The sequence below is a fragment of the Mixta calida genome (assembly GCF_002953215.1).
GTDB lineage: Bacteria > Pseudomonadota > Gammaproteobacteria > Enterobacterales > Enterobacteriaceae > Mixta > Mixta calida.
The window spans coordinates 381,513-394,974 of the sequence record NZ_CP026378.1; the positions used below are offsets into that span (position 1 = coordinate 381,513).

General features: G+C 58.8%; 9 protein-coding genes. 8 read left to right on the forward strand and 1 reads right to left on the reverse strand.

Going from position 1 to position 13,462, the window contains the following annotated elements:
* Positions 1-136 precede the first annotated feature (136 nt).
* The 5 genes from glgB (at position 137) to glgP (ending at position 9,577) form a co-directional block, all read left to right on the forward strand.
* Entirely contained in the window at positions 137-2,323 is a 2,187-nt protein-coding gene (gene glgB / locus C2E16_RS01715; protein WP_038629676.1) for a 1,4-alpha-glucan branching enzyme, read from the forward strand.
* Positions 2,320-4,305: a glycogen debranching protein GlgX gene (gene glgX / locus C2E16_RS01720; RefSeq protein WP_038629677.1), complete on the forward strand. Its 1,986-nt coding sequence runs from the start codon at positions 2,320-2,322 to the stop codon at positions 4,303-4,305. The genes glgB and glgX overlap by 4 nt, the downstream gene beginning before the upstream one ends.
* A gap of 10 nt (positions 4,306-4,315) precedes the next feature.
* Positions 4,316-5,608: a glucose-1-phosphate adenylyltransferase gene (glgC, locus tag C2E16_RS01725; RefSeq protein WP_084969863.1), complete on the forward strand. Its 1,293-nt coding sequence runs from the start codon at positions 4,316-4,318 to the stop codon at positions 5,606-5,608.
* Between the two features lie 67 nt (positions 5,609-5,675).
* Complete coding sequence (gene glgA / locus C2E16_RS01730) at positions 5,676-7,109, forward strand: glycogen synthase GlgA (RefSeq protein ID WP_038629679.1); 1,434 nt, start codon at positions 5,676-5,678, stop codon at positions 7,107-7,109.
* Positions 7,110-7,129: 20 nt separating this feature from the next.
* Complete coding sequence (glgP, locus tag C2E16_RS01735; protein WP_038629680.1) at positions 7,130-9,577, forward strand: glycogen phosphorylase; 2,448 nt, start codon at positions 7,130-7,132, stop codon at positions 9,575-9,577.
* A gap of 67 nt (positions 9,578-9,644) precedes the next feature.
* Here the strand turns inward: glgP and glpD are convergent, their stop codons facing one another.
* Entirely contained in the window at positions 9,645-11,153 is a 1,509-nt protein-coding gene (glpD, locus tag C2E16_RS01740) for a glycerol-3-phosphate dehydrogenase (RefSeq protein WP_038629681.1), read from the reverse strand.
* A gap of 282 nt (positions 11,154-11,435) precedes the next feature.
* On the opposite strand from glpD, the gene glpE reads away from it, so the two are divergent.
* The 3 genes from glpE to C2E16_RS01755 all read left to right on the forward strand — a co-directional run bounded on the left by glpE (position 11,436) and on the right by C2E16_RS01755 (position 13,459).
* Positions 11,436-11,765, forward strand: coding sequence for a thiosulfate sulfurtransferase GlpE (gene glpE, locus C2E16_RS01745; protein WP_038629682.1), 330 nt, complete (start codon positions 11,436-11,438; stop codon positions 11,763-11,765).
* 36 nt (positions 11,766-11,801) lie between these two features.
* The gene (glpG, locus tag C2E16_RS01750; protein ID WP_174705310.1) at positions 11,802-12,629 is read left to right on the forward strand and encodes a rhomboid family intramembrane serine protease GlpG; all 828 of its coding nucleotides are present in this window, start codon (positions 11,802-11,804) and stop codon (positions 12,627-12,629) included.
* A 71-nt stretch (positions 12,630-12,700) separates the two neighbouring features.
* Entirely contained in the window at positions 12,701-13,459 is a 759-nt protein-coding gene (locus C2E16_RS01755) for a DeoR/GlpR family transcriptional regulator (protein WP_038629683.1), read from the forward strand.
* Positions 13,460-13,462 lie beyond the last annotated feature (3 nt).

Genomic DNA, 13,462 nt, shown 5'->3' on the forward strand with positions numbered 1-13,462 from the left:
GATGCGCGCGGCAACGCTTTTTTCCATGGAGGGGTTGCGGCTTCGCCGGCGCGTGCATGGCTCATTGAAGAGCAGTCAGGCTAACGTCTTTATTAACGTTATGGCTTCGGCTGCCGTAAATCACAGGAAGAAAGTCATGTCAGAGCTCCCGGATCGCCAGGCGATCAATGCGATTATTGAAGGTCACTATGCTGACCCGTTTTCACTGTTGGGAATGCATCAGACCAGTAACGGACTTGAAGTCCGCACCCTGTTGCCTGATGCGTCTGAAGTGTGGGTAATTGAAACCAGCACCGGGCGCAAATGCGCGCAGCTGAAGTGTCTCGATTCCCGCGGCTTTTTTCACGGCGTTATACCGCGTCGTAAGAATCCGTTTCGCTATCAGCTCGCCGTCACCTGGCACGGCGAACAAAATCTGATAGACGACGCCTACCGTTTTGGCCCGCTGTTGCAGGAGCTGGATAGCTGGCTTCTGGCGGAAGGCACCCATCTGCGTCCTTATGAAACGCTGGGCGCGCACGCTGAGGTGATAGATGGCATCAGCGGAACGCGCTTTATGGTCTGGGCGCCGAATGCGCGCCGTGTGTCGGTCGTCGGCGATTTCAACTACTGGGATGGCCGTCGCCATCCGATGCGCCTGCGCCGCGAAATCGGTGTCTGGGAGCTGTTTGTGCCGGCGGCGCGTCCCGGCCAGCTCTATAAATATGAGATTATCGATAACAAGGGCCATCTGCGCCTGAAATCGGATCCTTTCGCCTTTGAATCGCAGATGCGTCCTGACAGCGCCTCGGTGATTTGCGGGCTGCCGGAAAAAGTGGCGATGCGCGAGGAGCGCAAGGCGGCGAACGCCTTTGACGCGCCGATCTCTATCTATGAAGTGCATCTCGGCTCCTGGCGTCGCCATACCGACAACAACTTCTGGCTGAGCTACAAGGAGCTGGAAGAACAGCTGATTCCCTACGTCAAAGAGATGGGCTTTACGCATATCGAACTGATGCCGATTAACGAGCATCCGTTCGACGGCAGCTGGGGCTACCAGCCGGTAGGCATGTATGCGCCGACCCGTCGCTTCGGCACGCGCGATGAGTTCCGCCATTTTGTCGCCGCCGCGCACGCGGCCGGTTTGAACGTGCTGCTCGACTGGGTGCCGGGCCATTTCCCGTCTGACGATTTCGGCCTGGCGCAGTTTGACGGCACCGCGCTCTACGAGCATGAAGATCCGCGCGAGGGCTTTCATCAGGACTGGAATACGCTGATCTATAACTATGGCCGCCGTGAAGTCAGCAACTACCTCGCCGGCAACGCGCTCTACTGGCTGGAGCGCTTCGGCATTGACGGTTTGCGCGTCGATGCGGTCGCCTCGATGATCTACCGCGATTACAGCCGTCCCGAAGGCGAGTGGGTGCCGAATCACTTTGGCGGCCGCGAAAACCTCGAAGCGATCGATTTTCTTCGTTATACCAACCGCATGCTGGGACACACCGCGCCGGGCACGGTGACCATCGCTGAAGAGTCGACCGATTTTCCCGGCGTGTCGCGTCCGCCGGAAGGGGGCGGACTGGGCTTCTGGTTTAAATGGAATCTCGGCTGGATGCACGACACGCTGGATTACATGAAGCTCGATCCGATTTACCGTCGTCATCATCACAACCTGATGACCTTCGGCATGGTCTACAACCACACCGAAAACTTTGTGCTGCCGCTCTCTCACGATGAGGTGGTGCACGGCAAACGTTCGATCCTCGACCGCATGCCGGGCGATGCCTGGCAGAAGTTCGCCAACCTGCGCGCCTATTACGGCTGGATGTGGGCGTTCCCTGGCAAGAAGCTGCTGTTTATGGGCGGCGAATTTGCCCAGGGCCGCGAGTGGAATCATGACGCCAGCCTCGACTGGCATCTGCTGGAAGGCGAGGATAACTGGCATAACGGCGTACAGCGTTTGGTGCGCGATCTCAACCTGACCTACCGCCACCATACGCCGATGCACCAGTGCGACTTTGACGCCCACGGCTTTGAATGGCTGGTGGTGGATGATTATGACAACTCGGTGTTTATCTTTGTACGGCGCGATCGTGAAGGCAACGAAATGATCGTCGCCAGCAACTTTACGCCGGTGCCGCGCTACAACTACCGTTTCGGCATCACGCAGCCGGGCGGCTGGCGCGAAGTGATCAATACCGACTCGACGCATTATCACGGCAGCAATATCGGCAACAGCGGCACCGTCTGGAGTGAGCCCGTGCCCAGCCATAACCGCGAACATTCGCTCTCTCTGACGCTGCCGCCGCTGGCGACCATTTGGCTAATGAGGGAGGCTGAATGAGTTACCTGAATGCCGGAAAACCCTTTCCCCTGGGCGCGACCTGGGATGGAAAGGGGGTCAACTTTACGCTTTTTTCGCAGCATGCTCAGCGCGTGGAGCTCTGTCTTTTCGATGAGAAAGGGCACGAGAGCCGCTATGACCTGCCTGCGCGTACGGATGACATCTGGCATGGGTATTTTCCTGACCTGGCGCCGGGCCAACGCTACGGCTACCGCGTGCACGGCCCATGGGCGCCGGAGCAGGGACACCGCTTCAATCCCGCCAAGCTGCTGGTCGATCCCTGCGCGCGCGCGGTGGAAGGCGCGGTGGCGGACGACGCGCGTCTCTACGGCGGCGAATGGCAGCGCGACGACAGCGACAGCGCAGCGGTGGCGCCGAAAAGCGTAGTGGTGAAGGAGGATTTTAACTGGGGCGATGACGTCGCGCCGCGTGTGCCCTGGGGCAAAACCGTCATCTATGAGGCGCACGTGCGCGGGCTGACGCAGCGACATCCGGAAATTCTGGAAACGCAGCGCGGCACTTACGCGGCGCTGGGGCATCCTGCTATTGTCAGCTATCTTCAGCGGCTGGGCATTACCACGCTGGAGCTGCAGCCGGTGGCGCAGTTTGCCGACGAGCCGCGCCTCCAGCAGCTTGGTCTGCGCAACTATTGGGGCTACAACCCCTATGCGCTCTGGTCGCTGGAGCCGCGCTATGCGTCGGGCGAAGGAGGCCGCAGCCCGCTGCAGGAGTTCCAGCAGGCGGTAAAAAACCTGCACGCCGCCGGCATCGAGGTGGTGCTGGATATGGTGTTGAACCATACCGCAGAGCTGGAGGAGATCGGCCCGACGCTGTCGATGCGCGGCGTGGACAACGCCAGCTACTACTGGCTGGGGGAAGGCGGTCGCTACCATAACTGGACCGGCTGCGGCAACACGCTCAATCTCAGCCATCCGAAAGTGATGGCGTGGGCGCTTGATTGTCTGCGCTACTGGGTCACGACCTGTCACGTCGACGGCTTCCGCTTCGATCTGGCGCCGGTGCTGGGCAGAACGCCCGATTTCCGTTCCGACGCGCCTTTCTTCGCGGCGATAAAAGCCTGTCCGATTCTGTCGCAGGTGAAGCTGATCGCCGAGCCCTGGGATATCGGTCCGGAGGGATATCAGATGGGACGCTTCCCGTCGCCGTTTGCGGACTGGAACGATCGCTTCCGCGACGACATGCGCCGTTACTGGCTGCACGGCGAGCTGACCAACGGCGATTTTGCCCGCCGCTTCGCCGCCTCCAGCGATATTTTCCGTCATGACGGACGCCCGCCGTCGGCTTCGGTGAACCTGATTACCGCGCATGACGGTTTTACTCTGCGCGATCTGCTGAGCTTCGCGCGCAAGCATAACGAAGCGAACGGCGAGGATAACCGCGACGGGCATAACAACAATTACAGCCATAACCACGGCAGCGAAGGCTTAACGGTGTCGCTGAACGTGCTGGAGCGCCGCCGCCGCAGCGCCCACGCCTTGTTGACGTCGCTGCTGCTATCGCAGGGAACGCCGATGCTGCTGGCGGGCGATGAGCATGGCCACAGTCAGCACGGCAACAACAATGCTTATTGTCAGGACAACGAACTCACCTGGTTTGACTGGAAAAATCAGGACGAGGGGCTGTATGCCTTTACCGCCGCGCTGCTGCATCTGCGTCGGCAAATTCCCGCGTTGACGCAAGATAGCTGGTGGGAAGTGGGCGACGAAAATGTTCAGTGGCTCAACAGCCAGGGACAGCCGCTGAACGGCAGTGAGTGGGAACAGGGGGAGCACAAGCTCCAGATCCTGCTTTCCGGACGTTGGTTAATAACGATAAATGCCACGCAAGACGTGAGCGAACTCTCTCTACCAGACGGAGAATGGCGCGCCGTTCCTCCTTTTGCCGGGGAAGATAATCCGATCCTGTCAACTGTCTGGCATGGGCCCGCGCACAGCGTGTGTGTGTTCCAAAAGCAAGTATAAGGAGTCAGACATGGTCAAGTTAGAACATACCGAACACCTGATGCTGGCAAGACAGCTCCCTGGGCAGACCGTCGCCCTGATCCTTGCTGGCGGACGCGGCACGCGCCTGAAGGATCTGACCGCCACGCGCGCCAAACCAGCGGTGCATTTCGGCGGCAAGTTCCGCATCATCGACTTCGCGCTGTCGAACTGCCTCAACTCCGGCATTCGGCGCATCGGCGTGATTACGCAGTATCAGTCGCACTCGCTGGTGCAGCATATCCAGCGCGGCTGGTCGTTCTTCAACGAAGAGATGAACGAATTCGTCGATCTGCTGCCGGCGCAACAGCGCTTTACCACCGAACACTGGTATCGCGGCACCGCCGACGCGGTGACGCAGAACCTGGATATTATCCGCCGTTACGATGCGCAATATATCGTGATCCTCGCGGGCGACCATATCTACAAGATGGATTACTCGCGCATGCTGCTGGATCACGTCGAGAACAACGCGCGCTGCACCATCGCCTGTCTGCCGGTGCCGATTCAGGAAGCGACCGCGTTCGGCGTGATGGCGGTGAATGAGCAGAACCGGGTGGTGGACTTCGTCGAAAAACCGGCGCAGCCGCCGTCAATGCCCGGCGATGAGAGCAAAGCGCTGGCCAGCATGGGCATCTATGTCTTTAACGCGGACTATCTTTATCAACTGCTGGAAGAGGATCTGGAGATCCCCGGCTCCAGCCATGATTTCGGTAAAGATCTGCTGCCGAAAGTCGTCGCCAGCGGCGAAGCGCTGGCGCATTCCTTTAATCTCTCCTGCGTGCAGAGCGACGAAAACGCGCCGCCATACTGGCGGGATGTCGGGACGCTGGAAGCGTACTGGCGCGCCAATCTCGATCTCGCCTCGGTCACGCCGGAGCTGGATATGTATGACCATGAATGGCCCATCCATACCTACATGGAACCGCTGCCGCCGGCCAAGTTTGTGCAGGACCGTTCCGGCAGTCACGGAATGACGATGAACTCGTTGGTTTCTGGCGGCTGCATCATTTCCGGTTCGGTAGTGGTGCATTCCGTTCTGTTTTCACGCGTCCGCGTGAATTCGTTTTGCAATATTGATTCTGCCGTGCTGCTGCCTGACGTGGTTGTTGGACGATCCTGTCGTCTGCGCCGCTGCGTCATCGATCGCGCCTGCGTTATTCCAGAGGGAATGGTGATTGGCGAGAACCCTGACGAAGACAGCCGCCGTTTTTACCGTTCAGAAGAGGGCATCGTGCTGGTGACGCGCGAAATGTTGGCCAGACTGGCTGACGACGCCGTCTGACCGACGAAACAGTAATACACGCAATCTGCGCGAGGATCGCGCCAGATTTCCGTTAAAGGAGCCGAGAATGCAGGTTTTACATGTCTGTTCAGAACTTTTCCCGCTGTTGAAAACCGGCGGGCTAGCTGATGTGGTGGGGGCATTACCGGCAGCACAGATTGCAGATGGAGTGGATACGCGCGTTTTACTCCCGGCGTTTCCGGATCTACGCAAGGGTATAACCGACACGGAGGTTGTCGCTGAGCTGCAAACTTTCGCAGGCCCGGTCAGGCTGCATTTTGGACATTTTAATGGCGTTGGCATTTATCTGATTGAAGCTGAGGGCCTGTATGATCGGCCAGGCAGCCCCTATCACGATGAGAACCAGTTCGCTTATCCAGACAACTATCTGCGCTTCGCGCTGCTCGGCTGGATGGGGTGTGAAATGGCGTGCGGGGCGGACCCCGCCTGGCGCCCGGATATTGTTCACGCTCATGACTGGCACGCCGGTCTGACCTGCGCCTACCTGGCGGCGCGCGGTCGTCCGGCGAAGTCGGTGTTTACCGTCCATAACCTGGCGTATCAGGGGCTGTTCTACGCGCACCATATGGATGAAATCCAGCTGCCGCCGTCGTTTTTCGATATGCACGGGCTGGAATTCTTCGGGCAGATCTCCTACCTCAAGGCGGGGCTGTTCTATGCCGATCATATAACGGCAGTAAGCCCGACCTATGCGCGCGAGATCACCCAGCCGGAATATGGCTACGGCATGGAGGCGCTGCTGGCGGAGCGCATGCGCGAAGGACGGCTGAGCGGCATCCTCAACGGCGTCGATCCGCTGATTTGGGACCCGGCGCACGACCTGCTGCTCAACGCCCGTTATAACCGCGACACGCTGGACGCCAAGGCGGAAAACAAGCGTCAGCTGCAAATCGCCATGGGGCTGAAGGTAGACGACAGCGTGCCGGTGTTCGCCGTGGTCAGCCGTCTGACCAAGCAGAAGGGGCTGGACCTGGTGCTGGAGGCGCTGCCGAGCCTGCTGGAGCAGGGCGGGCAGCTGGTGTTGCTGGGCGCGGGCGACGCCGTATTGCAACAGGGCTTCCTCGCCGCCGCCGCGGAAAACCCCGGCAGCGTCGGCGTTCAGATCGGCTATCACGAGGCGTTCTCGCACCGTATTATGGGCGGGGCGGACGTCATTATGGTGCCGAGCCGCTTTGAACCGTGCGGCCTGACGCAGCTCTATGGGCTGAAATATGGCACGCTGCCGCTGGTGCGGCGTACCGGCGGGCTTGCGGATACGGTGAATGACAGTTCGCTGGAAAACCTGGCGGACGGCATCGCCAGCGGCTTTAGCTTTGAGGACAGCAACGCCTGGTCGCTGCTGCGCGCGATTCGTCGTTCGTTTGTATTGTGGTCTCGTCCTTCTCTGTGGCGCTACGTTCAACGGCAGGCGATGGCGATGGACTTTAGCTGGCAGGTGGCAGCACAGGCCTACCGGGATCTTTATCAACGGTTGTTGTAACCTGATTTGGGATACTTGCTATGAACGCACCTTTTACCTATGCCTCACCGACGCTGACGGTCGACGCGTTAAAGCACTCTATTGCCTATAAACTGATGTTTACGCTGGGTAAAGATCCCTCTACCGCCAATAAGCATGAGTGGCTGAACGCCTCGCTGCTGGCGGTGCGCGATCGGATGGTGGAGCGCTGGCTGCGCTCCAGCCGCGCGCAGCTCTCTCAGGACGTGCGCCAGGTTTACTATCTCTCGATGGAATTTTTGATGGGGAGAACCCTCTCTAACGCGCTGCTGGCGATGGGGATCTATGAAGATCTGCACAGCGCGCTGGAGGAGATGGGGCTGGATCTGGGCGAACTGATCGAGGAGGAGAACGATCCCGGTTTAGGCAACGGCGGCCTGGGGCGTCTGGCGGCCTGCTTCCTGGATTCGCTGGCGACGCTGGGGCTGCCGGGACACGGTTACGGCATCCGTTACGATTACGGCATGTTTAAGCAGAATATCGTTGACGGCAGACAGGCGGAATCGCCCGACTATTGGCTGGAGTATGGCAACCCGTGGGAGTTCCAGCGCTTTAATACCCGCTATAAGGTGCGTTTTGGCGGCCGCTTGCAGCACGAGGGCGCGAAAGTGCGCTGGCTGGAGACGGAAGAAGTGTTGGCAATGGCCTATGACCAGATCGTTCCCGGCTATGACACCGACGCCACCAATACGCTGAGACTGTGGAGCGCGCAGGCGAGTAACGAGATCAACCTCGGCAAATTCAACCAGGGCGACTATTTCGCGGCGGTGGAAGATAAAAACCACTCTGAAAACGTGTCGCGCGTGCTCTACCCGGATGACTCCACCTACTCAGGCCGCGAGCTGCGCCTGCGTCAGGAGTATTTTCTGGTATCGGCCACCGTGCAGGATATCCTTAACCGTCACTGGGAAATGCATCAAACTTTCGATAACCTCGCGGATAAGGTCGCCATCCACCTGAACGACACCCACCCGGTGCTGGCGATCCCGGAACTGATGCGTCTGCTGATCGATGAGCATAAGTTTACCTGGGACGACGCATTCGAGGTGGTGTGTCAGGTCTTCTCCTACACCAACCACACGCTGATGAGCGAGGCGCTGGAAACCTGGTCGGTAGATATGATCGGTAAAATCCTGCCGCGTCATCTGCAAATTATTTTTGAAATCAATGACTACTTCCTGAAGACCATTCAGGAACACTACCCGGAAGAGTGGGAGCTGCTGTCGCGCATTTCCATCATTGACGAAAACAACGGACGCCAGGTGCGTATGGCCTGGCTGGCGGTAGTGGTGAGCCACAAGGTGAACGGCGTATCGGAACTGCACTCCAACCTGATGGTGCAGTCGCTGTTCGCCGATTTCGCTCGGTTGTTCCCCGGCCGCTTCTGCAACAAAACCAACGGCATTACGCCGCGCCGCTGGCTGGCACTGGCGAACCCGCCGCTGTCGGACGTGCTGGACGATACCATCGGCCGCCGCTGGCGTACCGATCTCAGCCAGCTGGAGGAGATCAAACCGCAGATCGATTTTCCGGCCTTTATCGAAAAAATTGCCGACGCCAAGCTGGAAAACAAAAAGCGCCTGGCGAGCTGGGTGGCGAAGAATATGGATATTGTTCTCGATCCTAACGCGCTGTTCGACGTGCAGATCAAACGTATCCATGAATATAAGCGCCAGCTGCTGAATGTGCTGCATGTGGTTACGCGCTATAACCGCATCAAGGCCGATCCAAACGCCAACTGGGTACCGCGCGTGAATATCTTCGCCGGCAAGGCGGCGTCAGCCTACTATATGGCGAAGCACATCATTCATCTGATCAACGATGTGGCTAACGTGATCAACAGCGACCCGCAGGTGAAGAACAAGCTGAAAGTAGTGTTTATCCCGAACTACAGCGTGAGCCTGGCGCAGATCATCATTCCGGCAGCCGATCTTTCCGAACAGATCTCGCTGGCGGGTACCGAAGCCTCCGGCACCAGCAACATGAAGTTCGCCCTGAACGGCGCGCTGACCATCGGCACGCTGGACGGCGCGAACGTAGAGATGCGCGAGCATGTCGGCAAAGAGAATATCTTTATCTTCGGCAATACGACGCCGCAGGTAGAGGCGCTGCGCCGCAACGGCTACAACTCGCGCGACTACTTCGAGTCGGACGCCGAGCTGAATCAGGCGCTGACGCAGATCGCGACCGGCGTCTTCAGCCCGCAGGAGCCAGGACGTTATCGCAATATCTACGATTCGCTGGTGGGGCTGGGCGATCACTATCAACTGCTGGCCGACTACCGCAGCTATGTGGATACCCAGGATAAGGTAGACGAACTCTACCGCCAGCCGGAAGAGTGGCAGCGTCGCGCGGCGTTGAATATCGCCAATATGGGCTACTTCTCCTCTGACCGCACCATTCAGGAGTACGCCGACGAGATCTGGCATATTTCGCCTATCCGTCTCTGAAAACGGTACGTTGCGTCAGCCATAAAAAAACCGCCCGATGGGCGGTTTTTCTTTTTACGGCTCACGCTCAGGAAGCGAGAGAAAGGGCAGGTTTTTTGCTGTGCGTTTCCAGCCACTGCGCGACGCGCGCCTGCTGCGCTTCGTTCAGCCACATGCCGAGCTTGGTGCGGCGCCAGATGGCGTCGTCCAGTTCGCGCACCCACTCATTCTCTACCAGGTAACGCAGTTCGGCCTCATGGAAGCTGTGACCGAAATCTTCGCCCAGGTCCGCCAGCGAGCTGGCGTTCTGCAGAATCAGCTCGCTGTTGCTGCCGTAAGTGCGGGCATAGTGACGCGCCAGGCCTTCGCTGATAAACGGATAGCGACGGCGCAGGCCGGCGGCGTAATCTTCGCGCGTGCCGGCGATATCGCCGCCCGGCAGCACGGCGTTTTTCGTCCATGCCGGACCGGCGTTGGGATAATACTTCGCCAGTTTTTCCATCGCATGCTCGGCCAGCTTGCGATAGGTGGTCAGTTTGCCACCGAATACCGACAGCAGCGGCGCATTGCCCGCATCGTCGCGCACGTCGAGCGTGTAGTCGCGGGTAATCGCCTGCGGCGAATCCGACTCATCATCGCACAGCGGACGTACGCCGGAGTAGGTCCAGACGATATCGTCGCGGCCCAGCGGCTTTTTAAAGTGCGCATTATAAACCTTCAGCAGATAGTCGATTTCTTTATCATCGATTTTTACCTGCTTCGGATCGCCTTTATATTCTACGTCGGTGGTGCCGATGATGGAGAACTCATCCATCCACGGAATCACAAACACGATGCGGTGATCTTCGTTCTGCAGGATGTAGGCCTGCTTTTCGGTATGCACGCGCGGCACCACAATATGGCTGCCTTTGATCAGACGAATGCCATACGGCGATTTCAGCTTCAGGCCGTCGTCAAACAGCTGTTTCACCCACGGACCGGCGGCGTTTACCAGGCCTTTGGCGCGCCAGGTCCAGGTTTTGCCGGTGTCGACATCCTGCGCTTCCACCATCCACATGCCGTTTTCACGCCAGGCGCGCGTGGCGCGGGTGCGGGTACGCACTTCGCCGCCGCGTTTCACCACTTCCTGCGCGTTCAGCACTACCAGGCGCGCATCGTCCACCCAGCAGTCGGAATATTCGAAACCGCGCGAGATTTCCGGCTTCAGCACCGATTCTGCGCCAAAACGCAATCCTTTACTGCCCGGCAGGCTGGTGCGTTTGCCGAGGTGGTCATACAGAAACAGACCGGCGCGGATCATCCAGGCCGGACGCAAATGGGGGCGATGAGGCAGGCGGAAGCGCATCGGGAAAGCGATATGCGGCGCCATTTTCAGCAGTACTTCACGCTCGGCCAGCGCTTCGCTCACCAGGCGGAATTCATAATGCTCCAGGTAGCGCAGGCCGCCGTGAATCAGCTTCGAGCTGGCGGAAGAGGTGGCGCACGCCAGATCCTGCGCCTCCAGCATCAGCACAGACAGTCCGCGTCCTGCGGCATCGGCCGCAATGCCGGCACCGTTGATGCCGCCGCCGATAACGATCAGATCTTTGGTTTCCACGTCATCTCCTCCGATGTTCGGAATAGTTCGTCTATGTTCGTTTTCGAGCATAATAATAATCGTAAACCAACATTGATGCCAGCTTTAACCCAATAAAAACATCTTAGCGTGATTCAGTTAACATTATTCGCCGCCGCTGACGGCAGTAACCCTTTGGTTAGATGGGTTATAGTTAAACCGCTTCGCGTTACAATAGCGCGAGACAGAGCTGAAGGGCGATGCGGTGAGAAGGCCGACCGCGCCGTTCGGCTTATCGCACCACTCTTTTATCCGGGGTCCACCATGGAACAATTTGAATGCATTAGCGTCGAACTGGCGCAACAACGTCTGGCGGAAGGCGAAGCGCTGCTGGTCGATATTCGCGATCCGCAAAGCTATGAGGCCGGTCACGCCAAAGGCGCGTTCCACCTGACCAACGGCACGCTGAACGGTTTTATGCAGCAGGCGGATTTTGATACGCCGGTGTTCGTCATGTGCTATCACGGCAACAGCAGCAAAGGGGCGGCGCAGTATTTAATTAATCAGGGATTTGAGCAGGTTTACAGCATCGACGGCGGCTTCGACGCCTGGCGCGCGGCGTTCCCGCAGCTGGTTGAAACGCCGTCGGAGTAAGCGCCGCGGCATGCGGCAGAATTCAGGAAACGGAAAATGATACAGCTTACCCGCTTTACCAATCCGCGCATGGCGCAGGCGTTTGTCGACTATATGGCGACGCGCGGCGTCACATTGCATATCGAACGCGACGAGCAGGTTGTGCTGCTGCTGGACGATGAGACGAAACTGGAAATGGTCGAAAACGAACTTGCGCAGTTTGTTCGCGACCCTTTTCATCCGCGTTATCAGGCCGCCAGCTGGCAGAGCGGCAATACCGACAGCGGATTGCACTATCAGCGCGACAGTTTGCTGACCAACCTGCGCCAGCGCGCCGGGCCGCTTACCCTGGCGCTGGGCTTTGCCTGCATCGCTATCTTTATCCTGATGCAGATTATCGGCGGGGACGAGGTGCTGGGCTGGCTGGCGTGGCCGATGGACAGCTCGCAATCTTTCCAGCTGTGGCGCTGGTTCAGCCATGCGCTGCTTCATTTTTCCGTGCTGCACCTGGTGTTCAACCTGCTGTGGTGGTGGTATATCGGCGGTGCCATCGAAAAGCGGCTCGGCACCGGCAAACTGTTTGTGATTACGCTGATTTCCGCGCTGCTGAGCGGCTGGATGCAGGCGAAATTCAGCGGCGTCTGGTTCGGTGGGCTTTCTGGCGTGGTCTACGCGCTGATGGGCTACGCCTGGCTGCGGGGCGAGCGCGATCCCGAAAGTGGCATTTTCCTGGAGCGCGGTCTGATGGCTTTCGCTATCCTGTGGCTGGTCATTGGATTTTTTGGCGTGTTGGGCCAGGCGGTAGGCAATGCCGCCCATCTCACCGGTCTGGTGGTGGGGCTGGCGATGGCTTTCGTCGATACGCGTCATGCGCGTAAACGCTGAGGCATCAGCGACGCCTGCAGGCTGCCGGATAATCGCGCAGCCTGATGCCGTACTTATAACAGGAGATTTATGTGAAGCAGACGCAACGTCATGACGCCATTATCGATCTGGTCCGGCGTCAGGGATATGTCAGTACCGAAGAACTGGTGGAACATTTTGACGTCAGTCCGCAAACCATTCGCCGCGATCTGAACGATCTGGCCGAGCAGAATAAAATACAGCGCCACCACGGCGGCGCGGCGTTGCCTTCCAGCTCGGAAAACACCGCCTGGCAGGATCGTAAGATGATGTGGTCGGCGGAGAAGGCGCGCATCGCGCAGCGGGTCGCCAGCCAAATCCCCGACGGCGCAACCCTGTTTATCGATATCGGCACCACGCCGGAGGCGGTCGCCCACGCGCTGATGCACCACAACGACCTGCGCATCGTCACCAACAACCTGAACGTCGCCACGCTGCTGATGACCAAGCCCGACTTCCGCCTGATTATCGCTGGCGGCGAGGTGCGCACGCGCGACGGCGGCATTATGGGTGAGGCGACGCTCGACTTTATTTCGCAGTTCCGCCTCGACTACGGCATTCTCGGCATCAGCGGCATCGATATGGACGGTTCGCTGCTGGAGTTCGATTACCATGAGGTGCGCACCAAACGCGCGATTATAGATAATTCACGCTGCGTGATGCTGGTGACCGACCACTCCAAGTTTGGCCGCAACGCGATGGTCAACCTCGGCAATATGAGCCTGGTGGATTATCTGTTTACCGATGAAATGCCGCCCGCCAGCGTCATGAAAGTGATCGAGCAGCATGAAGTCCATCTGGAGTTGTGCTGAGGA

Coding starts and splice junctions, on each gene's coding strand:
- glgB (WP_038629676.1), top strand. CDS start 137: ATGTCAGAGCTCCCGGATCGCCAGGCGATCAATGCGATTATTGAAGGT.
- glgX (WP_038629677.1), top strand. CDS start 2,320: ATGAGTTACCTGAATGCCGGAAAACCCTTTCCCCTGGGCGCGACCTGG.
- glgC (WP_084969863.1), top strand. CDS start 4,316: ATGGTCAAGTTAGAACATACCGAACACCTGATGCTGGCAAGACAGCTC.
- glgA (WP_038629679.1), top strand. CDS start 5,676: ATGCAGGTTTTACATGTCTGTTCAGAACTTTTCCCGCTGTTGAAAACC.
- glgP (WP_038629680.1), top strand. CDS start 7,130: ATGAACGCACCTTTTACCTATGCCTCACCGACGCTGACGGTCGACGCG.
- glpE (WP_038629682.1), top strand. CDS start 11,436: ATGGAACAATTTGAATGCATTAGCGTCGAACTGGCGCAACAACGTCTG.
- glpG (WP_174705310.1), top strand. CDS start 11,802: ATGATACAGCTTACCCGCTTTACCAATCCGCGCATGGCGCAGGCGTTT.